The organism is Pseudomonas sp. LPB4.O (assembly GCF_038383825.1).
Classification (GTDB): Bacteria; Pseudomonadota; Gammaproteobacteria; order Pseudomonadales; family Pseudomonadaceae; genus Aquipseudomonas; species Aquipseudomonas putida.
The window spans coordinates 1,952,501-1,975,757 of sequence record NZ_CP151298.1 but is presented as its reverse complement, the minus strand read 5'-3'; the positions used below and the strand labels follow the sequence as shown (position 1 = coordinate 1,975,757).

The following is a 23,257-nucleotide window of genomic DNA, read 5'->3' as shown; positions in this document are numbered from 1 at the left end:
AAAGCAAATCAACCTTACGGATCATGGCGTTATCGATGATTCAACGTTCCCGGCTGCGCTTGGCAAGCTGATTGCAGCGGTATTCCCCGGCAGTGGCCGGGCCCTGCACAAACGCGTGCGGGCTCCCCTCACGGCACGCACCGAAGTAGAGCCTGGCAAGCCAAATTGCACCACAACTGGTCAGACCGGTAAGGCCAAAAACCCTTGCAATGTAGGATTTTTCGCGCTTTTATGGCTTCGCGCTGAACAAACCGGTAAGACCACAATAATTAAGTCCTGCGCTCTTTCGCCCCGTGCGGCTACCGAAGCAAGGACACCGATCAGAGACTCCCCCCATGCTCAAATGGTGCTCGCGTTCGATATTCCTGCAAGTCGTGCTCGGCCTTGCCCTCGGCATCGCCTGCGGTCTCAGTTTTCCCGACCTCTCCCTGCAACTAAAACCCCTCGGCGACGGCTTCATCAAGCTGATCAAGATGCTCATCGGCCTGATCGTGTTCTGCGTGGTGGTCAGCGGTATCTCGGGCGCGGGCGACCTGAAAAAGGTCGGGCGCATCGGCCTGAAGTCGGTGATCTACTTCGAAGTGCTGACCACCCTGGCGCTGGTGATCGGCCTGGTGTTCGCCTTCAGCAGTGGCATCGGCAGCGGTGCCAACATCCACCTGGACCAGTTGTCCAGCGCCGATGCCAACGGCCTGGCCGAGCGCGGCCAGCACATCCATGGCGCCACGGCTTTCTTCATGGACCTGATCCCCACCTCGGTTGTGGGTGCCTTCGCCGACAACAACATTCTCCAGGTGCTGCTGTTCTCGGTGCTTTTCGGTAGCGCACTGAACCTGGTGGGTGACTCGGCCGCCGGCATCTCAAGGCTGATCAACGAACTGAGCCATGTGATCTTCCGCATCATGGGCATGATCGTGCGCCTGGCCCCCATCGGCGTGTTCGGCGCCATCGCCTTCACCACCAGCAAGTACGGCCTGGAGTCGCTGCAGCACCTGGGCGGGTTGGTGGCACTGTTCTACCTGACCTGCGCCGGCTTCGTGCTGATCGTGCTGGGTACGGTGATGCGCCTGTCGGGCCTGAAGCTGCTGCCATTGATCAAGTACCTGCGTGAAGAGCTGACCATCGTCCTTGGCACCGCGTCGTCCGACGCCGTGCTGCCACAGATCATGCGCAAGCTGGAGCACCTGGGCATTGGCAGCTCCACGGTCGGCCTGGTCATCCCCACCGGCTACTCGTTCAACCTCGACGGCTTCTCCATCTACCTGACCCTGGCCATCGTGTTCATCGCCAACGCCACCGGCACGCCGCTGGAAATGACCGACCTGCTGACCATCCTGCTGGTGTCGCTGGTGACTTCCAAGGGGGCTCACGGCATCCCAGGCTCGGCGCTGGTGATCCTCGCCGCCACCCTGACAGCCGTGCCGGCGATTCCGGTGGTGGGCCTGGTGCTGGTGCTGGCGGTGGACTGGTTCATGGGCATCGGCCGGGCATTGACCAACCTGATTGGCAACTGCGTGGCCACCGTGGCCATCGCCCGTTGGGAAAAGGACATTGACCTGGAGCGCGCACAGAACGTGCTCGACGGCAAGCTCGGCTTTACCCCGACGCCGCGCAAACAGCCCAACACACATCATCAACAGGAATTTTGACCGAAAGTGGCCGGCGATGACGCCGGCCCTTGCAGGAGCGAACCGTGATCAGCTCATCGACCGTCGTCACCTCAGTGGTGGAAAAACTGCGCCAGGCCCTGGCCCGGGGCCAATGGCGCACCGGCGACATGCTGCCGGGCCAGCGTGAGCTGGCCGAACAGCTGGGCATCAGCCGCCCAAGCCTGCGTGAAGCGGTGACCGTACTGGAAACCCTGGGCCTGGTACGCTCCCTGCCGGGCAAGGGCGTACTGGTACTGGACGCCGACGCCGTCATCCAGGAACCAGGCATGGACACCAGCGCTGCGGCCAGCCTGGCCGATGTGCTGGAGCTACGCTACACCCTCGAACCCTTCATCGTCGGGCTGGTGGCGCAGTCGGCCAACAGCCAGGACGTCGGCCAGTTGCGCCTCACCCTGATGGACATGCGTGAAGCGCTGGAGGCCGGTGACAGCGAAGCCGGGGTAAAAGCCTACATCGCGTTCCATGAGGCGTTGTTCACCCTTACCACCAACCCGATCTTCCAGAGCGTGGTGCAGCAGACCGGCAATGCCTTGAAGCAAAGTGCCGACATGCTGCGCAATTCGCCGGAACACCTGGCCGCGCGGCTCAAGGAAAACGAAGCCGTGGTTCGCGCCATTCGCGAACGCAACAGTGCCCAGGCCAGCGCCCAGATGCGCCAGCACATTCTGGCCGAAGGCCAGCGCATGGGCATCCCGTTGAACATCCCGGACGACCACCCGCGCCCATGACCCCAGGAGAGCGACCATGAACGCCGCCCCCCACCTGCCATCCCTGCTGGCTGCTGGCGAAACCCGCCTGTCGGCCGAGCAGATCTACCCTCGGCTGTTCGACGCCATTCTCGAACAGCGCCTGCCACCGGGGGCCCTGTTGCCCGAGCAGGCGCTGGGCCATGCCTTTGGTGTCAGCCGCACCGTGATTCGGCGTGTACTTGGGCGCCTGTCCGACCAGCAGGTGGTGGTGCAGCGCCCCAGCCACACCGCGCACCTGGCCGCGCCCGACCCGGACCAGGCGCGCCAGGTGCTCAGTGCCCGGCGCCTGGCCGAAACCACACTGATCACCCTGGCTGCCCAGCGCGCCCGGCCGGCGCAGGTGCGCCAGCTGCGGCAACTGGTGGACCGCGAACGCCAGCACCATGAAAGCGGCGAACGTTGCGCGGCGATCCGCCTGGGCGGCGAGTTTCACCTCAAGCTGGCCCAGGTTGCAGCCAATGCGCCACTGGCGCGGTTTCTCAATGGCCTGGTTCCCATGACCTCGCTGATCATCGCCCGCTACGAATCGCCGTGCTGCGACCACTGCGCCTGGCAGGAACATGCGGCGATCATCGATGCCGTGGAGCAAGGCAATGCCGAGGCGGCGCTTGGGCTGATGCACAAGCACCTGGACCGCCTGGAAGAAAAGCTCGACCTGAAATAACCGCTCATGCTGACGCGGTTCCTGTAGGAGCAGCCTTGTGCTGCGAAGAAGCCATAGCTGGCGAAGATGATCTTTTGCCTTGCCGGCCTCTTCGCAGCACAAGGCTGCTCCTACAGGGGCCGCGGTGGCCGGGCGATGGGCTGCACAGCAGCTCCAATAACCCCACTCTATACTGCGAGAACCACCCCAGCCTCTACCAGGGAGGCGGTTGCGTGAGTTCTCGAATCCCTCTGCTGCTGTGCCTTCTGCTGGCGCTCGCCGGTTGCGCGGGCAAGCGCCCGCCTGCCCCGCCCCCCCCTGCGGTGCTCACGCCCGCCGCCTGGCAACGCATCGACCAGGAACTGATCGATGCCTCGGTCGGCGCCGCCGGTTCGGCCAACGACTATGCCCGGCGCTCCATGCGGGTGTGGCGGGAGCAGGTACAACAGCGCACTGAAAGTGACTTCATCCCCTGGTTCACCGGCTACTGGACCCAACAGTGGCTGACCCTCAAGGTGGCCTGGTACAAACTGGACAGTGGCCAAGGCCGGGAACCGGCGGAAAAGCGCCTGGCCCTGTACCTGCAGGAGCAGTACCACGAGCGGGTGATCGAGCCGGTGGCCGAACAGATCAACCCCGAGGGCATCCGCGACCGGGCCTGCGAGCTGTACCTGCAACTGTTCGGCCAGCAGCTGCCAGCCATCATCAGCCGCTACAACGCACCGCCCGAGCAGCTCAGCCAGCGCCTCAACCGGATCCCCGCCATCGCCCTGGGGCCACCGGATGCCCGCAATGCCAGTCTGTATCAACTGCTACGGGCCAAGCCGCTGGACCAGCAGCCGGCCTGGCAAGCCATGCGCCAGCACCTTCACCAACTGGCCAGCAAAGGCCCCGGGAAGACCGATATCGGGCTGAATTCGGTGGCCACCCAGGCGAGCGACAAGCTCGGCGCTACCCTGGCCCCACGCGGCATCGCCAGCGCCGTGGCATCGGCAGTCGGCAAAGTGGCAGGGGCCATGATTTCGATCGCCGCGGCCGGCTACGGCATGATGACCCATGACCGCGAACAGCCGCAGATGGTCGAGCAGTTGCGGGTGATCCTCAACGTGGCACTGAACCAGGAATGGCAGGAGTTGATGGAGAACCGCCAGAGCGGGGCAATGGCTGGGGTGTATTATCTGTCGGGGCAGGTTGAGGACAGCTTGCTGGCCAGCATGCCGCGGCCAGCCGAGCAACCGGCGGAGCAGCAGGTGAAGCAGCAGCAAGAACCTTTGATCATCCGCCTGCCGCCTTAGGCGGTAGCCATGGCCGAGCTAGGCAGCCCAAACACCCGGTCAAACGCCCAGTTGTAGGCAAAGGTGTAACAAGGCACCAGAATGATGAATGCCATGTCCACCAGCAGCGCTTCAACCAGCGTCATGTCCAGCCACCAGGCAATCAGCGGGATCAGGTACACCACCAGGGTCAGCTGAAAACCGATGGCATGCGTCACTCGGCGCCACACGCTGCGACCGCGCTTGGCCTGGCGGCTCTCCCAGTGTTCGAACAGGGTGTTGTAGACCAGGTTCCAGAGCATGGCGATGGTGGTGATCATGACCGCCAGTGGCCCGGTATGCGACGCCTGGGTGTCCGACAGGTAGGCCAGCCCGAGGGTCGACATACACAGCCCGATCAATTCATAGAAAGTCACGTAGACCAGTTTGCGTTTCAGTCCCTGCACCCGGGGTTACCTCCAATGATAATAGCGATGGGGCGAGATCATGCTTCATCGTGCTTGACAGCAAAAGTCAGCAGCTGTCAGATCTACTGACAGGAGGCTGCCATGAACTTTTCCAGCGACAACATCCAGCTGTTTCTTGCCGTGCTCGACCGCGGCTCGTTTTCCGCCGCCGCACGCGCCCTGCAGCGGGTGCCGTCGGCCGTGAGCATGGCCATCGGCAACCTTGAGGCCGAACTTGGCTACAGTCTGTTCGAACGTGGCTCGCGTGAAGTTCGCCCAACCGCACAAGCCCTGGCCCTGGAGCCACACGCCAGGCTGATTGCCGAGCAACTGGGGCTGCTGCAGGTTCATGCCCAGGAGCTGTCCCAGGGTTTGGAAAGCAGCTTGAGCGTGGCCGTTGTGCCAGACATCGATCACCGCCCCTTGCTGGCGGCCATCGCCCGCCTGGGCGAGCGCCACCCGTTGCTGGACATCGCCCTGCTCAGCGCCCCGCACGAAGAAGCCCTGCATCTGCTGGACAGTGGGCGGGCCGACCTCTGTGTGGCCTTTGCCGGCCTGCAGGTCGATGCCCGCCGAGGCTTCCAGCACATCGGCATGGAGTCGCTGGTGGCGACCCTGTCGCCCACCCACCCGGCCTTGCGCGAGGGGCGTATTCACTACCTCGAAGACCTGACCGGGGTGCGCCAGATTCTTGTTCGCAGCCGCGACCTGCCGCTGGCCGACCCGCGCCCGCTGATTGGTGCAACGCATTGGTCCACCGACAGCTTCGACCTGGCATTGCAGATGGTCGAAGCCGGCCTGGGCTGGGGCGACCTGCCGCTGTCGCGGGTCGCGCCGCTACTGGCCAGCGGACGCCTGGTACGCCTGGATTTTCGCAATACCCGCAACGAGTTGCAGCTGCCGGTACACATTTTTTGGCGCAAACAACAACCGCTGCAGCAGGCTGCACGGCTGTTGATTGAACAGCTGGCGAATCAGTGACTGCCGCCTGTCGAAACGCCCCTAAGAAATTACTGTAAGTGCTTCAATCTTTTACCCCTTGGGCCGATATCCAGATCGACAGGCCCCGCATCGCGTCATGAGCGTGCTGCGCCCTCCCCTCATTGGCTCAAGGTCTCGAAACATGAACCTGAAATTTCGCCACAAGATCCTGCTCAGCGCCTGCGGCGTCGTGGTCCTGGCATTTGCCCTGTTCACGCTCTACAACGACTACCTGCAACGCAACACCATTCGCCAGAACATCGAAGCCTCCGTGCAGCAGTCCGGTGCACTGACCGCCAGCAGCGTGCAAAACTGGATGAGCGGGCGCATCCTGGTGCTGGAAAACCTGGCCCAGGACATCGGCCAGCAAGGTGCCGGCGAGACCCTGGCCGGGCTGATCGAGCAGCCTTCCTACACGCGCAATTTCCTGTTCACCTACCTGGGCCAGGCCAACGGGGTGTTCACCCAGCGCCCGGACACCCAGATGCCTGCCGGTTACGACCCCCGCCAGCGCCCGTGGTATGGCGCCGCCGCCAACGCCGGGCAAACCGTGCTGACAGCCCCTTACCAGGGCGCCGTCGGTGGCCTGATGGTGACCATCGCCACCCCGGTGAAGAGCAAGAACAATGGCGAACTGCTGGGTGTGGTCGGTGGTGACGTGACCCTCGACACCCTGGTCGAAATCATCAACTCGGTCGATTTCGGTGGCATCGGCCATGCCTTCCTGGCCGACGCCAATGGCCAGGTGATTGTCAGCCCAGACAAAGACCAGGTGATGAAGAACCTCAAGGACATCTACCCCGGGAGCAATCTGCGGGTTGCCGCCGGCATGCAGGATGTCACCCTGAACGGCCAGGACCGCATCATCTCCTTCGCCCCGGTGGCCGGGCTGCCGTCGGCGCAGTGGTACATCGGTCTGTCGATCGACAAAGACAAGGCTTACGCCGCGCTCAGCCAGTTCCGCACCTCGGCGATCATCGCCATGCTGATTGCCGTGGCGGCCATCGCCGGCCTGCTCGGCCTGCTGATCCCGGTGCTGATGAGCCCGCTGACCACCATGGGCCGCGCCATGCGCGACATCGCCGAGGGTGAAGGTGACCTTACCCGCCGCCTGACCGTGCAGAACAAGGACGAGTTCGGCGAGCTGGCCACCTCGTTCAACCGCTTTGTCGAGCGCATCCATGCCTCGATCAGCGAAGTGTCTTCGGCCACCCGCCTGGTACATGACCTGTCGGAGAAAGTGGTCAGCGCGTCCAACGCCTCGATCAGCGGTTCTGAAGAACAGAGCATGCGCACCAACAGCGTGGCCGCCGCCATCAACGAGCTGGGTGCCGCCACCCAGGAAATCGCCCGCAACGCCGCCGATGCCTCGCAGCATGCCAGCGGCGCCAGCGAGCAGGCCCACGGCGGACGTGAAGTGGTCGAGGAAGCGATCAGCGCCATGACCGCCCTGTCGCAGCGCATCAGCGAATCCTGCGCGCAGATCGAAACGCTTAACGCCAGCACCGACGAAATCGGCAAGATCCTCGACGTGATCAAGGGCATCTCGCAGCAAACCAACCTGCTGGCCCTGAACGCCGCCATCGAGGCGGCCCGTGCCGGTGAAGCTGGCCGTGGTTTTGCCGTGGTGGCCGACGAAGTGCGCAACCTGGCGCACCGCACCCAGGAATCGGCGGAAGAGATTCACCGCATGATCACCAGCCTTCAAGTAGGCTCGCGCGAAGCGGTGCACACCATGAACACCAGCCAGGTGTCCAGCGAGCAGACTGTGCAGGTGGCCAACCAGGCCGGTGTGCGCCTGGCCAGCGTGACCCAGCGCATTGGCGAAATCGATGGCATGAACCAGTCGGTGGCTACCGCTACCGAAGAACAGACTGCCGTGGTCGAGAGCCTTAACCTGGACATTACCCAGATCAACGCCCTGAACCAGCAGGGTGTGGAAAACCTCAACGACACCCTGCGCCATTGCGACCAGCTGGCCCAGCAGGCCGGGCGCTTGAAGCAACTGGTGGGCAGCTTCAGGATTTAAGCCCTGTCATAGACGGCAACGGCCACCGCCTGTTGCCGCCTGTACTGGCCCAATCGCCGGCAAGCCAGCTCCCACAGCCAAAGCGCTGACCATAAGCCCTGAATATCCCTGTGGGAGCTGGCTTGCCGGCGATTGGGCTGCGCAGCAGCCCCTTATGCCACCGCCGCCTTGACGGCCCTCCCCCGCCGCACCCAGGCAAGCAACACCGCCGCCATCAGCACGAACCCCAGGTAGCCAAAGAACGGGTACACCTCGCCCACCAGGCTGATGAACCCCACCAGGCTGCAACCAAACGCCACCACCCCGGTAACCACCGAGCCCCAGCGGAACTTCGCCGTGCCCGCCGGCAGCAGCCGTGAAAGGAACGAGAACAACGTACCCACCGCGGTGTTGACGATCATGCCGAAGATGATCAGGCACATCACCAGCCCCAGCAGCGGCGACACCTCGCTAGCAATCGACAGCATCGGCATGGGCAAGTCGGCCACGCTGTCCAGGCGCGACAACAGCCCGGCACTCATCACCAGCATCAGGCCACCCAGCGCCGCGCCGCCGAGCAGGCCACCCCACATTGCGGTTTTCTCGCCCTTGGCCGAGCCGCCTAGAATGGCCAGGATCGGCGCGCCGGCCACAATGTTGTAAGACACATACAGGAACGCGCCCAGCAGCCAGTGGCGGGTGCCGGCTTGTTGCTGGCTGGCCAGGTGATCGAGCGCGGCGAAGCTCTGCTCGCGGGTGAATACGGCATACAACGCGATTGCCGACGCCACCAGAATCAACAGCGGGGTGATGGCGCCAATGGCCAGGATCACCTTGCGCACGTCCAGGCACACGATGCCCACCACCACCAGCGTTACCAGCACGCTGCCGGTGAGTGCCGGAATGCCGAACTGCTGCTCCAGCAGCGCACCACCGCCGGCCAGCATGACCACGGTGACGGCGAACATGAAAAAGGTGATCAGCCAGTCGACGAACAGGCCCAGGTGGCGGCCGCAGATGGCCTGGATCACATCCTTGTGCGATGTGGCCTGCTGGCGGTTGCCCAACGCCGCCAGGGCCATGCCGAGGAAGGTGAACAGGGCGGCGCTGACCAGTGCGCCGACCAGCCCCCACACGCCGAAGTCGACAAAGAACAACAACAGTTCCCGCCCTGAAGCGAACCCTGCCCCCACGATCACGCCGACAAATGCGCCGGCAATCTTCAGTTGCTCTTGCATGTGAACCTCTGGATTTATTGTTGTTGTCTTACTGCCACCCCATATCTTTTGTAGGAGCAGCCTTGCGCTGCGAAGAGGCCGGTAAGGTCGTTGCAAGCGCTTGGCTTTACTGGCCTCTTCGCAGCGCAAGGCTGCTCCTACAAAAGCTTCGTGCTTGGTTACTCGTCGCCGATAAACGCCTGCACTTCAATCTCCACATCCACCCCCAGCGCCAAGGCCGAGGCCACGGTCGAACGCACCGGCAGCGCCGCGCCGAAGAACTCTTTGTAGACCTCGTTGAAACCGGCGAAATGGCTCATGTCCGACAGCCATACCGTGGCCTTTACCACTTGATCGAAGCGCGCGCCGCAAGCCGCCAGGCTTTCGGCGATGCGCTCGCAGGCTGCGCGGGTCTGGGCCTGGATATCACCGCGCACTACTTCACCACTGGTGCTCATCGGCACCTGGCCGGAGAGGAACAGAAAACCACCCGCCTTCACCGCACGGGAAAACGGAAACGGCAGGCTGCTGGGGAAACGCTGGATGTCATTGCTCATGAGATGCTCCTTTCAAGTTTGCTGGAAACGGGCCGGGGACAGGCGCTCGGGCGCCACCCCCTGGCTGACAAGACCAGGACACAGGGGGTGGCCAAGCAGCAGGTCGGCGGCCAGGCGCGAGGCGCCGGCGGCCGACTGGATGCCATAGCCACCTTGCGCCGCCAGCCAGAAAAACGCGGGGGCGTGTGCATCGAAACCGATCACCAGGTCCCCGTCGGCAACGAATGAGCGCAGCCCGGCCCAGGTGTGGCTGGGGCGGCGGATCGCCAAGGTGGTCATGGCTTCGATGTTGTAGATGCCCAAGGCGACGTCGAGCTCTTCGGGCGCGGCGTCCTGGGGTTCGACCGGGTCGGCATTGGCTGGCGACCCCAGCAACTGGCCGGCGTCGGGCTTGAAGTAGAAGCTTTCGTCGACGCCGATCACTGCTGGCCAGCGGGCGAAGTCCTGGTCTGCCGGGCCGGGGAAGGTGAACGCGCTGCGCCGGCAAGGTTGCAGGCCGATGCGCGCCACGCCGCACTGCTCGGCCACGCGGTCAGCCCAGGCGCCAGCAGCGTTCACCAACTGACGGGCCTGCACCCGGCTGCCGTCACCCAGCTCCACCTGCCACAGGCCGCCCAGGTACGAGGCCTGGACAAGCTCGGCGTTGCAGCGCAGCTCTCCGCCGGCGGCGCGATAACCGCGCAAGAAGCCTTGGTGCAGGGCGTGAACGTCCAGGTCCATGGCACCCGGTTCAAGCACTGCCCCGGCCAGGGTTTCGCCACGCAGGCTGGGCACCAGGGCCAGGGCGGCGTCACGGTCAAGCAGGCGGACTTCGGTGCCATTGGCCAGGTTCTGCGCATGGGTCTGCTCAAGCAGCTCGCGCTGCTCCACGCTGGCCACATACAGGCAGCCGCGAGGTTCCAGCAGCGGATGCTCACAGAAGCCTTGCGGCGGCGTTTCGTAAAAGGCCCGGCTGGCGCGGGTCAGTGCCTGGATCTGCGCGGTGCCGTAGGCCTCCATGAACATGGCCGCCGAGCGCCCGGTGGAGTGGTAACCAGGCTGTGATTCGCGCTCGAGCACCAGTACGCGCTGCTGGCCAGCCAGGCGATAGCCCAGCGACGCACCGGCAATGCCGGCACCGATGATCAGGGTGTCGAAGGTTGGGGTCATGCACGCTCCTGCCAGGCTAATTATCATTTATGAGAATTCTAATATATGAGAATTTAGAAATACGCAAGTGTCCAAGGTAAGATGCCCGACCAACGCCGTATGCCGAGAGCCCTGAATGCCCGCTGCCCTACCCCTGCTTGACCGCACTGTAGTCGGCCAGCGCCTGCGCCAGGTGCGCAAGGCGCGCCAGATGACACTCAAGCAGTTGTCCGAAGCCAGTGGCGTACCGGTGTCCACCCTGTCGAAGATGGAGCTGGCACAAGTCTCGGTCAGCTACGAGAAGCTAGCTGCCGCCGCACGGGCGTTGAATGTCGACATTGCCCAGTTGTTTCGCGCCGGCGGTACGGTCACCACCCCGGTGCCGGTGACCGTGGTGGTCGACTCGCTACCTGCAGCGGCGGGGTACTCCACCGGCACCTACGACTACCACCCCATTGCTGGCGACTTCCCCGAGCGGCGCATGACCCCGGCCTATGCCCGCATCATCGCCCGCGAACGGGGCCAGTTCGACGACTTTATCCGCCACCCCGGGCAAGAGTTCGCCCTGGTGCTGAGCGGGCGCGTGCGCATCGAGTTCGAAACCGGTGAAGCCGTGAGCATCGGGCCGCAGGAAACCGCGTACTTCGACAGCCAAGTGGGGCACATCTACCTGTCGGAAAGTGAGGATGGCGGGGACGCGCATGTGATGGTGGTGATGACCGATCGCTGAAGGCGCCCGGTTATAACCTAATAACGAACAAGTCTATTTGGCTATAAAAAAATCTATATGCTGGCTGCATCCGATAACGGGCAAAGATGGGCAGTCGAGTAGCGTATGGATGTAGGTTCTTTCGGTTTCACCATTGCTGGCCTGGTCGTGGGTTTCATCGTCGGCATGACCGGCGTCGGTGGCGGCTCGCTGATGACCCCGATCCTGTTGTGGTTTGGCATCAGCCCGGCGACGGCCGTCGGTACCGACCTGCTCTATGCGGCAATTACCAAAGCCAGTGGCGTCTGGGTGCATGCGCGCCACAAGAACATCGACTGGAAGATCACCGGCCTGCTCAGCCTGGGCAGCGTGCCTGCCGCAGCGCTGACGCTGTGGTTCCTCAACACCCTGCACACCGACACCTCGGCGCTCAACGCCATCATCAAGCAGGGCCTGGCGGTGGTACTGATCCTGACCGCGCTGGCCATCCTGTTCAAATCACGCCTGCAGGCTTTTGCCAGCCGCCATGCCGGTGACCACTACCACCTCAGCGACCGTAGCCTGAACACCCTTACCGTGCTTACTGGCGTGGTACTGGGGGTAATGGTCACCCTCACCTCCATCGGTGCTGGCGCACTGGGTACGGTGGCGCTGTTCCTGCTGTACCCGTTTCTGGTCACGCGCCGCCTGGTCGGTACCGAAATCGCTCATGCCGTGCCGCTCACCCTCGTAGCAGGCCTGGGCCACGCCGGCATGGGCAACATGGACTGGTCGCTGCTGGGTTACCTGCTGCTGGGCTCGCTGCCGGGCATTTACCTGGGCAGCCACCTCACCGGACGGATCTCCGACCGCGTGCTGCGTCCATGCCTGGCGGCGATGCTGCTGCTGATCGGCTACAAGCTGGCGTTCTGACCTTCAGCCCAGGCGCAGGCGCCACTGCCCGGTAAAGCTCAGCTCAAGGCGCGAAAGCGGCAGCACGTCGATACGCTGGCTGGCCTGCATCGGGCACCCCAACACCTGTACCAGCACGGCGCGCATGACCATCGGGTGAGTCACCGCCAGCCACTCACCCGGCGTGTCGAAAGCCGCCAGCCAGGTGGCCACACGCTGGCATAGCGCAGCAAACGACTCCCCACCATGCACCGCACTGGCAGGGTCCTGCAGCCAGTCTGCCAACGCCTGCGGTTGTTCGGTTTGCAACTGCTTCAACGGCAAACCCTGCCAACGCCCCAGGTCGCAATCGGCCAATACCGGCTCGATCTGCGCCGGCCCCGACAACCACGCCGCCGTCTCGCAGGCTCGCCGCTCTGGCGCAGTCAGCACCTGCATGCCGGGCACGATGGCGTCGGGGTGTTGGGTCAACGGCAAGATGCCGTCATCTGCACGGTGCAGGTGCCCGGTCTTCTGGGCCTGGGTCAGGGCATGGCAGATCAGGGTAAGGCGGACGGCTTTCACCGGGGGCTCTCTCGCAGCAGGCAGGGGCCCATGGTTTAGCATGCTGCGAGGCTTTTGGCTGCAACGATGTCGCCGCCCGCACAAACGCGTATCCCTTGTAGGCGCGTTCAGTTCATAAATGGGCAACCACCTGCACCAGACCCCACACCGGCAGCGCCCCCACCAATGCCACCGCCAGCCGCGGCCAGTACGGCAGCAACATCACCAGCACCAACCCCGCCAGCGACAGCACGCCGAACCAGGCCACCGGCCCCATGGCCCAGCCCCAGGCCTGGGCACACAGCGTCAGGCTCGCCAGCAACGCCAACCAACCGGCACTGCGCAGGCTGATCCTCCACGCGCGCGGGCAGGTGCGATTCCACACCTGTTTGTAATGCCGCTCCAGCCCCTGGCACAGCCCGAGCATACCGGCATAAGCGAACAGCACTGCGCCTGCAATCCACATCATCATGCCTCGGCCTCCTGTTGCCGCCCTGTGCGGGCCTTCTGCTGCACCGGTTGTGCTTGCCGCACCCGCCAGGCCACCAGCCCAACCAACACGCCCAGTACCAAGGCACAGGCCGCTACGCCCAGGCGCATGGCGTCTTCGAGGCCGCCAAACGCACCCAGGCCGATGCACAGCAACGCCGTCAGCAACAGTTGCTCGGCCCATGCCCGGCGTGCCGGCCTGACACCCGCATGCAACAGCGCCAGCAGCCATACACCAAAGAACGCACGTACTTCCCAGCTCTCCCGCTGTACCAGTTCCACCGGCAACAAGCGGCTGGTCCACAGCAGCCCGACGCACGCCAGCAGCAAACCGCTGATGAAGCCCACGTTGCACACCTCTGCCACCCGGTACCAGCGCCGTGCCGAAGCATCGGCAGTGGCATTGACATACTTGCGCCCGCGTTTCACGCAGAACAGCACCAGGCCGCTGGCGATCATCAGGCAGCTGACCAGCCCGCACACGAAGTACAGCCAACGCATCGGATAGCCGCCGAACTGGGCGAAGTGCAGGCCGACCATGACCCGCTGGGTCAAAGGCACCGCGCGCCATTCAGGCACGTCACTGAGCAGTTGCCCGCTGACGCCATCGAAGACCATGGCCTGCCCCTTGGCCAGCGCGATGCGATTGCCCAGTTCGGGGCGGATTTCGACGCGCGCCGCCGCCGTGTTCGGGTTGCGGATATTCAAGCCGCCAATCGGCCCGAGCCGCGCCTCGGCCTGGGCCAACAGCGGTGCGACATCCACCAGCGCGGCCGGCTGCCTGGCCAGGCCACGGGGCTGTTCCACGCGAGCATTGCCTTGGGCCTGGAAGTAGGCGCGTGTGTCGCCGGCAAAGAGCGCATCGACCCCGGCGGGGATGTAGATGAGCATGAATATCACCAGGCCGGTGTAGGTGATCATCAGGTGGAACGGCAGCAACAGCACCGCACTGGCGTTGTGGAAATCCAGCCACGAGCGCTGGCCCTTGTTCGGCCGGAAGGTGAAGAATTCCTTGAAGATCTTCTTGTGAATGACAATGCCGGTAATCAAGGCCGCAAGCATCACCAGCGCCAACGCGCCGACGACGAAAATGCCCCAGTTGCGTGGCAGGTCGAGGGTGAAGTGAAAGCGGAAGAAGAAGTTGCCGCCGACACTGTCGCGCACCTCGATGGCCTCGCCGGTGCGCGGGTCGAGTTGTACGCCACCGCCGTGGCGGCGCTCGCCGGTAGACACGCGCAACCCGGGCGCGCGTTCGCTCGGCAGGCTGATCCCCCAGTTGCCGGCCTGCGGTTCATGGGCCTGCAGGTAGTTGATAGCGCGCCGGGCAGCGTCGGCCTGGGACACCTGGGTGGCCGGGATTTCCGGCTGCATCCAGTGGTTGAGCTCCTTGTCGAACACCGCCAGGGTGCCGGTGACGAAGATGGCGAACAACAGCCAGCCGAAGATCAGCCCGGCCCAGGTGTGCAGCCAGGCCATCGATTGGGTGAAAGTGTTCTTCATGCCAGCCGCTCCATTACCTGCGGCCAGAAACCGATCAGGGCAAGGGGCGCAGCCAGTGCCAGCGGCGCCCAGGCGCGCAGGGCATCACGGCAGGCGAAGGCCCAGAGGATGGCGACGGTGTAAAAAATGAACGCCGGCAGGGTCGCGACAATGACCGCATCGGCGGCAGATAGCGGCAGGATGCGGGCCAGGCAGGCACTGGCGGCGTAGCTGAGGGCGTAGCCGCCGAGCAGTGCGGCGGCGCTGCGGGAGAGTAGTTGTAGCCAGGCAGGGGCTTTGATCATCGGAGGGTTCCTTGAGGTCCGGTGATGAGGCCAGGGCTGCTGCGCAGCCCAATCGCCGGCAAGCCAGCTCCCACAGGTGCCGCACAGGGTTCAAGGGCTGTGCGGGACCTGTGGGAGCTGGCTTGCCGGCGATTGGGCTGCATAGCGGCCCCTTGGATCAGAAGTTGATATTCAGCGCAGCAAACACCGCCCTGCCCGGCTGGTTATACGTGTTGGCCCCCGAACTACTGGCGTTGCCGCCACGCAGGATCTGCTTGTCGAACACGTTGTTCACGCCCACCCGCACGTCGTAGTTGGCGTTGAACTTGTACCCGGCGCTCACGTCCACCAGGCCATAGGCCTCGACGTCCTGCTGCGCGGCCTTGTCGTAGTCTTGCTGGGTGCGGTAGTTGTAGGTCGGCGACTTCTGTTGACCGAAGTAAGTACCCGCCACCTGGAACGACAGCTGCTCCGTGGCGCGCCAGTCAAGGGTGGTGTTGACGGTATATTCCGGGATCACCGACAGCGGTTCGCCAGTCTCGCGATTGTCGTTGTCGAGCATCCAGGTCAGGTTGGTGTTCCAGTCCAGGGTCGGCGTCAGCTCGATGAAGAAGTTGCCTTCGATACCTTCCACCCGCGCCTTGCCGGCGTTTTCCCACTGGGTCACGCGGCGGCCGCTGTTGATGGCATAGAGCACATCGGTACCGCCGATGATCTTGTTCTTGTAGTCATTGCGGAAGTAGGTGGCGCTGGTACGCCAGGTGCCGCGGTCGTACAGCAGGCCAATCTCCTTGTTGACGCTGATTTCCGGCTTGAGGTCGGCGTTACCCTGCAGGTAGCAGCCACCGGAGTTGGTCTGCTCCACACTGCAGCCTTGGCCGCGGCTGTAGAGCAAGTAATTGGGGTTGGACTGATACAGGTTCGGCACCTTGTAGGCGCGAGCAATGCCGCCTTTGACCGACAGCGCCTCGGTGAGCTTGTGCGACAGGTTCAGGCTGGGGCTGAAGTTGTCGCCAAACATCTCGTGATGGTCAAAACGCAAGCCAGGCGTCACCGTCGTGTCGCCGATGACGATATTGTCCTCGACGAACAACGCGTAACTTTTGGCGGTCATCTTCGATTCGCTGCGGTCGAAACCGCTGATCGCGTCACTGCCCGAGCCACTCGGGTCGAAGCTCTGCGGACGGAACGAGCCCTGGTCGTTGAGCGACTCGTACAGGTACTCGCCCCCCAGGGTCAGCACATGCTCGGTGCTGCCCAGGGCGAACGGCAAGTTGACCTCACTGTTCAAGCGCGTGTTACGCAACCGCGACATCGCCGCGCCGCTGTCGTTGATCGCCCCTTCCGGGCCACCGGCCAAACCCTCGTTGAGGCGCCAGTTGCGCACGTATTCGTAGGCCAGTGTGGTCTTGCTGGTACCCCAGGTGAAGTCGCCCAGGTGGGTCAGGTCATAGGTGCTGCGCTGCATGACGTTGGTTTCGTGGCCATACAGGCTGGAAATCAGTGCGACGTCGCTGCCGCCGTTGCTGTTCATGGTGTCGCCAGCATAGATATTGCCCTGCCGGCTGTAGCCTGCACTGGCTTCGAAGCGGTGCTCGTCGTTCAGCTTCCAGCTGAGCAGGCCGTTGATGTCCTTGTTGCGCACACCCTCACGGCCGGCAACCAGTGCGCTGTTGGCGTGGCTGGCGTTGATATCGAGGTCGTCAGCGTCAGTCTTGGCCAGGCCGCCGAACAGCCGGAAACCAAGGTTATCGGTGAGGCCGCCACCGAGGTTGAAGTTGGCGCGGCGGCTGGCACCCTCGGCACTGTCTTCCGGCAACTGGGTGAACAGGCTGACGCTGCCCTTGAGCTCGTCGGTGGGGCGTTTGGTGATGATATTCACCACCCCGCCCATGGCGCCGGAGCCATAGCGAGCGGCGGCCGGGCCACGCAAGATCTCGATACGCTCGACTGCCTCGGCGGGCACCCAGTTGGTTTCACCACGGGTATCACGGTCACCGTTCCAGCCATAACGCACGGCGTTGCGGGCGCTGGAGGGCTTGCCATCGATGAGGATCAGGGTATTTTCCGGACCCATGCCCCGCAGGTCGATCTGCCGGTTGTTGCCGCGTGCGCCGCTGGCGCTGTTGCCGGTCAGGTTGACGCCGGGCTCGCGGCGGATGATATCGGACAGGTCATTGGATGGCGGGTGGCGCTTGATGTCGTCGGCGGTGATGATCGACGAACCCAAGGCCTGACGCGCCTCGCGCTCGGCGGTGATCAGGGTGTCCTGAATCACCAGCGCGTTGTCGGCAACCGGCACTTCCAGCACCTCACCCGTGCGCTGCTCTTCAGCCTGGGCCGCGGTGGCCACCACGGCCGGTGACGCCAGCGCAACGAACGCCAAGGCCAGGCTGTTGGGTGAAGTTCTGCACTGCATGGGTACATCTCCTGCGATTCATGAGCGAAACGGCACATCCCGGTCGGAAACCGGGAGCCCTCGCCCACCGGCCTCGCAAACACAGTCTGGTGGCCAACAGAGGTGGTAAATATAGGGAATCGCAAATGAGAGTAAATCGTATTTACGAAGTTTACATGTTTGTAACCGAACTTTGCTGAAGCGCGCGGTAGAGCGCCGTATTCCCGCTCACACAGAATCCTGGTCATGCTGAAGTAATTGGCTTCTGCACTGGCTACACTTGCCTTCCTCTAACCCGAGCCATCTGTTCATGCTCCCAGCCACGCTGATTTTCCTGTTCACCCTGACCCTGGTCATCTGGCAACCCAAAGGCCTCGGCGTCGGCTGGAGTGCCACCTTCGGTGCGCTGCTGGCCCTGCTGTGCGGTGTGGTGTCACTGCACGATATCCCCACCGTCTGGGCAATCATCTGGAACGCCACCGCCACCTTCATCGCCCTGATCGTCATCAGCCTGTTGCTGGACGAAGCCGGTTTCTTCGCCTGGACGGCGCTGCATGTGGCGCGTTGGGCCCGAGGCGACGGGCGTCGCCTGTTTGCCTTCATGGTGCTGCTGGGGGCAGCGGTATCCGCGCTGTTCGCCAACGATGGCGCAGCACTGATCCTTACCCCCATCGTCATGTCGATGCTGCTGGCGCTGCGCTTTTCCCCCACGGCAACCCTGGCCTTCGTGATGGGCGCCGGTTTTATCGCCGACACCGCAAGCCTGCCGTTGGTGGTATCGAACCTGGTAAACATCGTGTCGGCGGACTACTTCGGGCTCGGCTTCAACGCCTACGCCGCCGTGATGGTGCCGGTGAACCTGGTGGCGGTAGCGGCCACGCTGCTGGTGCTGTGGCTGTATTTTCGCCGCGACATCCCGCTGCGGTACGCCACCGACGACCTGCAGTTGCCTGCCCTGGCGGTGCGCGATCGCGCCACGTTCCGTGCGGGCTGGGTGGTACTGGTGGTGTTGCTGGCCGCGCTGTTCGTGCTGGAGCCGCTGGGCATCCCGGTCAGCGCGGTGGCCTCGGCCTGCGCCGCCGTGCTGTTTGCCGTGGCCGCCCGCGGCCACGTGATTTCAACCCGCCGCGTGCTGCGCGAAGCACCGTGGCAGATCGTGGTGTTTTCGCTGGGGATGTACCTGGTGGTGTACGGGCTGCGCAATGCCGGCCTGACCGACGCCCTTGCCGGGGTACTGGACTGGCTCGCCGGGCATGGGCTGTGGGCGGCTACGCTGGGCACCGGGCTGATTGCGGCGCTGCTCTCGTCGCTGATGAACAACCTGCCCAGTGTGCTGATCGGCGCCTTGTCGATCCATGCCAGCGAAGCCCAGGGCGTGGTGCGCGAGGCGATGATCTACGCCAATGTCATCGGCTGCGACCTGGGGCCGAAGATCACCCCGATAGGCAGCCTGGCCACGTTGCTATGGCTGCATGTGCTGGCGCGCAAAGGGGTGGTGATCGGCTGGGGTTATTACTTCAAGGTCGGCGTACTGCTGACCGTGCCGGTGCTGCTGGCGACCTTGGCGGCCCTGGCACTTTGGTTGAGTGTTTGAGGTAGCCGGACGGTTTGCATCCTGCGCCCGGGCTCCTACAGTTTGAATCGTAGGAACACTGCCGAGCCCCCAGATGCGCAGCAATGAAGACAGCAGCTCCGCCAATGCCACCCGAACCCTGCCTAAGATCCCGCGCAGTGTCTGGGCGCTGGGTTTTGTGTCGATGTTCATGGACATTTCCTCGGAGATGATCCACGCCCTGCTGCCGCTGTACATGGTCACCGTGCTCGGCACTTCGGTGGTGGCGGTGGGCGTTATCGAAGGTATCGCCGAGGCAACCGCCTCGATCAGCAAAGTGTTTTCCGGTGCCCTCAGCGACCGCCTGGGCAAGCGCAAGCTGCTGACGGTGCTCGGCTATGGCCTGGGGGCGCTGACCAAGCCGGTATTCCCCATGGCCTCCGGGCTGGAGTGGCTGACCGCAGCACGTTTCGTCGACCGGGTCGGCAAAGGCATTCGTGGGGCGCCGCGCGACGCGCTGGTGGCGGATGTCACGCCCCCCGAGTTGCGTGGCGCCGCCTTCGGCCTGCGTCAGGCGCTGGATACGGTTGGTGCTTTCCTCGGGCCATTGCTGGCGATCTTACTGATTTGGCTGACCGCGAGCCACTTCCAGACGGTGTTCTGGGTGGCGGTGATCCCGGCGTTCGTGGCGGTGTACATCCTCATCGCCTTCGTCCGCGAACCTGAAACGCCGGCCACGACACGGCCCGTGCGCGCACCGCTGGCGGTACACGAACTGGTCCGCCTGAGCCCGGCCTACTGGAGGCTGATCGGCCTGGCCACATTGTTCACCCTTGCCCGCTTCAGCGAGGCCTTCCTGCTGCTGCGCGCCCAGGACATGGGCCTGGCGCCAATGTGGGCGCCGGCGGTGCTGGTGCTGATGGCGCTGGCCTACTCGGTGTCGGCCTACCCTGCCGGAGTGCTGTCGGACCGCCTGGGGCGCCACGGCGTGCTGATGACGGGGCTGGGGATGCTGATCGCCGCCGACCTGTTGCTGGCCCTGCTGCCTGGCTGGACGGCGCTGGCCCTGGGGGTTGCCGCCTGGGGGCTGCACCTGGGCTTCACCCAGGGCATCTTCGCGGCCATGATCGCCGACAGCGCACCCGCCAACCTGCGCGGGACCGCCTTCGGCCTGTTCAACCTGCTGACCGGGGTGGCACTGCTGGCGGCCAGCGTGGTGGCAGGGTTGTTGTGGGATGGTGCGGGGTTCCAGGCAACCTTCCTGGTCGGCGCAGGGCTTGCCAGCACCACCCTGGTGGGGGTGATGCTGTTACGGTGAGCACACCGGATTAGGCCAACGCCGGTTCCTGCTTGAGCAACGACCAGCCCCCGCGCCCATCCACCTCAAGCCGGTGAGTATGGAACCCCGCCAGTGTGCTGCGATGGCCAACACTGACCAGCAGCGCACCCGGCATTTCCGTACGCAGCAGCGAATACAGGGCGTGCTCGAGCCCTTCGTCCATCGCCGAAGTGGACTCGTCGAGGAACACTACCTGAGGCCGGTTGAACAGCACCCGTGCGAACGCCAGGCGCTGCTGCTCACCCACCGAGAGAATATGCGACCAGTCGCAACTGACCTCCAGCCGCTCCGCCAGATGAGCCAGGTTGACCTGGCGCAAGGCCTGTTGCATACGTATTTCGTCCTCGGGCTTGCTGGCTGCCGGGTAGGCGATGGCCGCCCGCAAGTCGCCCAGGGGCAGGTAGGGGCGCTGCGACAGGAACAACGCCTGATGGCCTGGCGGGCGCCTGATCTTACCTTCAGCGTATGGCCAAAGACCCGCCAGGGCTCGTAGCAGCGTGGTTTTACCACTGCCCGACGGGCCCTTGATCAACAATGCCTGACCGGCGTGCAGGCTCAGGTCAAGGTCAGCGACAAGCGCATGCCCGTCTGGCCGCAGTACCTGCAGATCAGTGATTTCCAACGCATGTTGCTGAGCCTCGGTGGTGACACGCGGCAAGGCGCTCGCCTGCTCGTTGGCATCAAGAAAACCGGTCAGACGGTCGAGGGTGGCCCGGTATTGAGCGAATGCATCGTAAGATTCGCGGAAGAACGACAATGAATCCTGCACCTGGCCAAAGGCCTGGGCGGTCTGCATGACGTCACCCAACTTGATCGCACCGCTGAAGAAGCGTGGCGCCTGGAGTATAAACGGGAACACCACGGCAACCTGGCTAACACCCAGGTTGAAACCACTGAATTTCAGGTTCCGGAACACCAGCGCCCAGGCATTGACGATCAAGGCGCCAAAGCGGCCCAGCAACGTGCCACGCTCCACCAAGGCGCCTTGGTAGAAGGCAATGTTCTCGGCATTCTCGCGCAGGCGCATCAGCGCATAGCGAAAGTTGGCGGTGAGTTTTTCATTGAGGAAGTTCAGGCGGATCAACGGGCGCCCAAGGCGGAAGGCAATCCAGGTGGCAACGATGACATACAGGTACACGGCAAACACCATCGCCCGGGGGACTTCCACACCGGCAACCGCCAGCGGTGCCGACAGCGACCAGAGGATCCCGGTGAAGGCCACCAGCGACACCAGTGCACTGACAGCGCCCAAGGCCAGGGTGACCGAGTTGGTGACAAATGCATTGGCATCCAGCTCGATGCGCTGGTCAGGGTTGTCCACCGGCTCGGCCAGAAACTGACCACGGTAGTAGGCATCGCCATGCATCCAGTCGTGGGTCAGGCGCTCGGTAAGCCAGACCCGCCAACGAATGCTGAATGCCTGGGTTACATAGAAGGTGAACAGCGAGCGCAGCACGTGGATGGTGGCCAGTACGGCAAAGACGCCGAGCATGTACCAGAAGGCGGATTGATCCAGGCCTTGCAAGGCACTGTAGAAGCCGTTGTACCAGAACGAGAACAGTACGTTCAGGCGCACCGAGAACAGCGTCAACACCAGCAACAGCGCAAACACCAATAGTGGCCGCCAACTGCGCCTGAAACTGAAGTAGGGCCCGGCAAGCTGCCAGAACTGGCTGCCCCAGCGTGTGCAACGGACAGCCAGTGTCGCGGCAGCGGTAAAGCAGACAAGGGTGATGAACGAAGCGATTGCCAACCATCTCAGGCTCTCTTGCAGGGCCTGGTGCCAGTTCATGTCCATGGTGGGTATCCGTGCTGAGTATTTCCGCGAGCGTAGCATTGCCCTACGGATCATCAGGCATTAATGACGTACATTTCATGATCCTGACCTGTTTCCGCGGCCCCTGTAGGAGCAGCCTTGTGCTGCGAAGAGGCCATTGCAACCCAAGATAATCTTTAGCCTTACCGGCCTCTTCGCAGCACAAGGCTGCTCCTACAGGGAGTCGGGCAGGACTGGGGTATTTGCGCTGCAAAGACAAAACCCCTACCTGCATGCGCAGATAGGGGTTTTGCGAAATGAATCTTGACGATGACCTACTCTCACATGGGGAAACCCCACACTACCATCGGCGATGCATCGTTTCACTACTGAGTTCGGGATGGGATCAGGTGGTTCCAATGCTCTATGGTCGTCAAGAAATTCTGTAGCCAGAATGTCCAGATGGACAGCCCAGCGAATCCGGATATGCGATATTTGTGGGTTGTTGCGAACTTTCGGTTCGTGTCATCTTCACCACCACAATTTGGCGTCTTAGGCTCAAATTGCTTGGGTGTTATATGGTCAAGCCTCACGGGCAATTAGTATTGGTTAGCTCAACGCCTCACAGCGCTTACACACCCAACCTATCAACGTCGTAGTCTTCGACGGCCCTTTAGGGGATTCAAGATCCCAGTGAGATCTCATCTTGAGGCAAGTTTCCCGCTTAGATGCTTTCAGCGGTTATCTCTTCCGAACATAGCTACCCGGCAATGCCACTGGCGTGACAACCGGAACACCAGAGGTTCGTCCACTCCGGTCCTCTCGTACTAGGAGCAGCCCCTCTCAAATCTCAAACGTCCACGGCAGATAGGGACCGAACTGTCTCACGACGTTCTAAACCCAGCTCGCGTACCACTTTAAATGGCGAACAGCCATACCCTTGGGACCGGCTTCAGCCCCAGGATGTGATGAGCCGACATCGAGGTGCCAAACACCGCCGTCGATATGAACTCTTGGGCGGTATCAGCCTGTTATCCCCGGAGTACCTTTTATCCGTTGAGCGATGGCCCTTCCATACAGAACCACCGGATCACTAAGACCTACTTTCGTACCTGCTCGACGTGTGTGTCTCGCAGTCAAGCGC

20 protein-coding genes and 2 rRNA genes (1 of these 22 only partly in view) are annotated in these 23,257 nt (G+C 63.3%); 10 read left to right on the top strand and 12 right to left on the bottom strand.

Going from position 1 to position 23,257, the window contains the following annotated elements; all coding sequences use genetic code 11:
* The first annotated feature begins 335 nt into the window (after nucleotides 1–335).
* The 4 genes from MRBLPB4O_RS08945 (at nucleotide 336) to MRBLPB4O_RS08930 (ending at nucleotide 4,357) form a co-directional block, all read left to right on the top strand.
* Nucleotides 336–1,649 carry a C4-dicarboxylate transporter DctA gene (locus MRBLPB4O_RS08945; RefSeq protein ID WP_016485879.1) on the top strand — a complete coding sequence of 438 codons (1,314 nt, stop codon included), beginning with the start codon at nucleotides 336–338 and terminating at the stop codon, nucleotides 1,647–1,649.
* A 44-nt stretch (nucleotides 1,650–1,693) separates the two neighbouring features.
* Nucleotides 1,694–2,398, top strand: coding sequence for a FadR/GntR family transcriptional regulator (locus MRBLPB4O_RS08940; RefSeq protein ID WP_341798136.1), 705 nt, complete (start codon nucleotides 1,694–1,696; stop codon nucleotides 2,396–2,398).
* A gap of 16 nt (nucleotides 2,399–2,414) precedes the next feature.
* A complete protein-coding gene (locus MRBLPB4O_RS08935) occupies nucleotides 2,415–3,083 on the top strand; it encodes a GntR family transcriptional regulator (RefSeq protein WP_341798135.1) in 669 nt (222 codons plus the stop codon).
* Nucleotides 3,084–3,295: 212 nt separating this feature from the next.
* The gene (locus MRBLPB4O_RS08930) at nucleotides 3,296–4,357 is read left to right on the top strand and encodes a hypothetical protein (protein WP_341798134.1); all 1,062 of its coding nucleotides are present in this window, start codon (nucleotides 3,296–3,298) and stop codon (nucleotides 4,355–4,357) included.
* Here MRBLPB4O_RS08930 and MRBLPB4O_RS08925 read toward each other — a convergent pair.
* Nucleotides 4,354–4,782 (bottom strand): PACE efflux transporter, encoded by a 429-nt coding sequence (locus MRBLPB4O_RS08925; protein WP_341798133.1) that lies wholly within the window; start codon nucleotides 4,780–4,782, stop codon nucleotides 4,354–4,356. The genes MRBLPB4O_RS08930 and MRBLPB4O_RS08925 overlap by 4 nt on opposite strands.
* 102 nt (nucleotides 4,783–4,884) lie before the next feature.
* Between MRBLPB4O_RS08925 and MRBLPB4O_RS08920 the strand changes: the two genes are divergently transcribed.
* Nucleotides 4,885–5,763, top strand: a complete 879-nt coding sequence (locus MRBLPB4O_RS08920; RefSeq protein ID WP_341798132.1) for a LysR family transcriptional regulator — start codon at nucleotides 4,885–4,887, stop codon at nucleotides 5,761–5,763.
* Nucleotides 5,764–5,905: 142 nt separating this feature from the next.
* The gene (mcpA, locus tag MRBLPB4O_RS08915; protein ID WP_049277966.1) at nucleotides 5,906–7,792 is read left to right on the top strand and encodes a methyl-accepting chemotaxis protein McpA; all 1,887 of its coding nucleotides are present in this window, start codon (nucleotides 5,906–5,908) and stop codon (nucleotides 7,790–7,792) included.
* A gap of 152 nt (nucleotides 7,793–7,944) precedes the next feature.
* On the opposite strand, the gene MRBLPB4O_RS08910 is transcribed toward mcpA, so the two are convergent.
* From MRBLPB4O_RS08910 to MRBLPB4O_RS08900, 3 genes are all read right to left on the bottom strand, one after another.
* The gene (locus MRBLPB4O_RS08910; RefSeq protein ID WP_341798131.1) at nucleotides 7,945–9,009 is read right to left on the bottom strand and encodes a hypothetical protein; all 1,065 of its coding nucleotides are present in this window, start codon (nucleotides 9,007–9,009) and stop codon (nucleotides 7,945–7,947) included.
* 158 nt (nucleotides 9,010–9,167) lie between these two features.
* The gene (locus tag MRBLPB4O_RS08905; RefSeq protein WP_341798130.1) at nucleotides 9,168–9,545 is read right to left on the bottom strand and encodes a RidA family protein; all 378 of its coding nucleotides are present in this window, start codon (nucleotides 9,543–9,545) and stop codon (nucleotides 9,168–9,170) included.
* A 12-nt stretch (nucleotides 9,546–9,557) separates the two neighbouring features.
* Nucleotides 9,558–10,694: an FAD-dependent oxidoreductase gene (locus tag MRBLPB4O_RS08900; RefSeq protein ID WP_341798129.1), complete on the bottom strand. Its 1,137-nt coding sequence runs from the start codon at nucleotides 10,692–10,694 to the stop codon at nucleotides 9,558–9,560.
* 115 nt (nucleotides 10,695–10,809) lie between these two features.
* Between MRBLPB4O_RS08900 and MRBLPB4O_RS08895 the strand changes: the two genes are divergently transcribed.
* Together MRBLPB4O_RS08895 and MRBLPB4O_RS08890 are read left to right on the top strand one after the other, a co-directional pair.
* Nucleotides 10,810–11,403 carry an XRE family transcriptional regulator gene (locus tag MRBLPB4O_RS08895; protein ID WP_049275195.1) on the top strand — a complete coding sequence of 198 codons (594 nt, stop codon included), beginning with the start codon at nucleotides 10,810–10,812 and terminating at the stop codon, nucleotides 11,401–11,403.
* A 105-nt stretch (nucleotides 11,404–11,508) separates the two neighbouring features.
* A complete protein-coding gene (locus MRBLPB4O_RS08890) occupies nucleotides 11,509–12,294 on the top strand; it encodes a sulfite exporter TauE/SafE family protein (RefSeq protein ID WP_043204391.1) in 786 nt (261 codons plus the stop codon).
* A 3-nt stretch (nucleotides 12,295–12,297) separates the two neighbouring features.
* On the opposite strand, the gene MRBLPB4O_RS08885 is transcribed toward MRBLPB4O_RS08890, so the two are convergent.
* From MRBLPB4O_RS08885 to MRBLPB4O_RS08865, 5 genes are all read right to left on the bottom strand, one after another.
* A complete protein-coding gene (locus MRBLPB4O_RS08885) occupies nucleotides 12,298–12,837 on the bottom strand; it encodes a histidine phosphatase family protein (protein ID WP_341798128.1) in 540 nt (179 codons plus the stop codon).
* 112 nt (nucleotides 12,838–12,949) lie between these two features.
* Nucleotides 12,950–13,288, bottom strand: coding sequence for a DUF3325 domain-containing protein (locus MRBLPB4O_RS08880; protein WP_341798127.1), 339 nt, complete (start codon nucleotides 13,286–13,288; stop codon nucleotides 12,950–12,952).
* On the bottom strand, nucleotides 13,285–14,805 hold the full coding sequence (locus MRBLPB4O_RS08875) for a PepSY-associated TM helix domain-containing protein (protein ID WP_341798126.1): 1,521 nt from the start codon (nucleotides 14,803–14,805) through the stop codon (nucleotides 13,285–13,287). Before MRBLPB4O_RS08875 ends, MRBLPB4O_RS08880 begins: the two co-directional genes overlap by 4 nt.
* The gene (locus MRBLPB4O_RS08870) at nucleotides 14,802–15,089 is read right to left on the bottom strand and encodes a hypothetical protein (RefSeq protein ID WP_028613446.1); all 288 of its coding nucleotides are present in this window, start codon (nucleotides 15,087–15,089) and stop codon (nucleotides 14,802–14,804) included. The genes MRBLPB4O_RS08875 and MRBLPB4O_RS08870 overlap by 4 nt, the downstream gene beginning before the upstream one ends.
* Nucleotides 15,090–15,246: 157 nt before the next feature.
* A complete protein-coding gene (locus MRBLPB4O_RS08865; protein ID WP_341798125.1) occupies nucleotides 15,247–17,487 on the bottom strand; it encodes a TonB-dependent siderophore receptor in 2,241 nt (746 codons plus the stop codon).
* Between the two features lie 289 nt (nucleotides 17,488–17,776).
* On the opposite strand from MRBLPB4O_RS08865, the gene MRBLPB4O_RS08860 reads away from it, so the two are divergent.
* Nucleotides 17,777–19,060 carry an arsenic transporter gene (locus tag MRBLPB4O_RS08860; protein WP_341798124.1) on the top strand — a complete coding sequence of 428 codons (1,284 nt, stop codon included), beginning with the start codon at nucleotides 17,777–17,779 and terminating at the stop codon, nucleotides 19,058–19,060.
* Between the two features lie 73 nt (nucleotides 19,061–19,133).
* On the top strand, nucleotides 19,134–20,336 hold the full coding sequence (locus MRBLPB4O_RS08855; RefSeq protein ID WP_341798123.1) for an MFS transporter: 1,203 nt from the start codon (nucleotides 19,134–19,136) through the stop codon (nucleotides 20,334–20,336).
* A gap of 10 nt (nucleotides 20,337–20,346) precedes the next feature.
* Here MRBLPB4O_RS08855 and MRBLPB4O_RS08850 read toward each other — a convergent pair whose 3' ends face one another.
* The 3 genes from MRBLPB4O_RS08850 to MRBLPB4O_RS08840 all read right to left on the bottom strand — a co-directional run.
* Complete coding sequence (locus tag MRBLPB4O_RS08850) at nucleotides 20,347–22,155, bottom strand: ABC transporter ATP-binding protein/permease (RefSeq protein ID WP_341798122.1); 1,809 nt, start codon at nucleotides 22,153–22,155, stop codon at nucleotides 20,347–20,349.
* Nucleotides 22,156–22,435: 280 nt separating this feature from the next.
* Nucleotides 22,436–22,551: ribosomal RNA gene (gene rrf / locus MRBLPB4O_RS08845) — 5S ribosomal RNA — on the bottom strand.
* Between the two features lie 140 nt (nucleotides 22,552–22,691).
* Nucleotides 22,692–23,257: ribosomal RNA gene (locus MRBLPB4O_RS08840) — 23S ribosomal RNA — on the bottom strand (it continues 2,327 nt past the right edge of the window).

Coding starts and splice junctions, on each gene's coding strand:
- MRBLPB4O_RS08905 (WP_341798130.1), bottom strand. CDS start 9,545: ATGAGCAATGACATCCAGCGTTTCCCCAGCAGCCTGCCGTTTCCGTTT.
- mcpA (WP_049277966.1), top strand. CDS start 5,906: ATGAACCTGAAATTTCGCCACAAGATCCTGCTCAGCGCCTGCGGCGTC.
- MRBLPB4O_RS08870 (WP_028613446.1), bottom strand. CDS start 15,089: ATGATCAAAGCCCCTGCCTGGCTACAACTACTCTCCCGCAGCGCCGCC.
- MRBLPB4O_RS08860 (WP_341798124.1), top strand. CDS start 17,777: ATGCTCCCAGCCACGCTGATTTTCCTGTTCACCCTGACCCTGGTCATC.
- MRBLPB4O_RS08935 (WP_341798135.1), top strand. CDS start 2,415: ATGAACGCCGCCCCCCACCTGCCATCCCTGCTGGCTGCTGGCGAAACC.
- MRBLPB4O_RS08890 (WP_043204391.1), top strand. CDS start 11,509: ATGGATGTAGGTTCTTTCGGTTTCACCATTGCTGGCCTGGTCGTGGGT.
- MRBLPB4O_RS08855 (WP_341798123.1), top strand. CDS start 19,134: ATGCGCAGCAATGAAGACAGCAGCTCCGCCAATGCCACCCGAACCCTG.
- MRBLPB4O_RS08945 (WP_016485879.1), top strand. CDS start 336: ATGCTCAAATGGTGCTCGCGTTCGATATTCCTGCAAGTCGTGCTCGGC.
- MRBLPB4O_RS08900 (WP_341798129.1), bottom strand. CDS start 10,694: ATGACCCCAACCTTCGACACCCTGATCATCGGTGCCGGCATTGCCGGT.
- MRBLPB4O_RS08880 (WP_341798127.1), bottom strand. CDS start 13,288: ATGATGATGTGGATTGCAGGCGCAGTGCTGTTCGCTTATGCCGGTATG.
- MRBLPB4O_RS08895 (WP_049275195.1), top strand. CDS start 10,810: ATGCCCGCTGCCCTACCCCTGCTTGACCGCACTGTAGTCGGCCAGCGC.
- MRBLPB4O_RS08910 (WP_341798131.1), bottom strand. CDS start 9,009: ATGCAAGAGCAACTGAAGATTGCCGGCGCATTTGTCGGCGTGATCGTG.
- MRBLPB4O_RS08875 (WP_341798126.1), bottom strand. CDS start 14,805: ATGAAGAACACTTTCACCCAATCGATGGCCTGGCTGCACACCTGGGCC.
- MRBLPB4O_RS08850 (WP_341798122.1), bottom strand. CDS start 22,155: ATGGACATGAACTGGCACCAGGCCCTGCAAGAGAGCCTGAGATGGTTG.
- MRBLPB4O_RS08865 (WP_341798125.1), bottom strand. CDS start 17,487: ATGCAGTGCAGAACTTCACCCAACAGCCTGGCCTTGGCGTTCGTTGCG.
- MRBLPB4O_RS08920 (WP_341798132.1), top strand. CDS start 4,885: ATGAACTTTTCCAGCGACAACATCCAGCTGTTTCTTGCCGTGCTCGAC.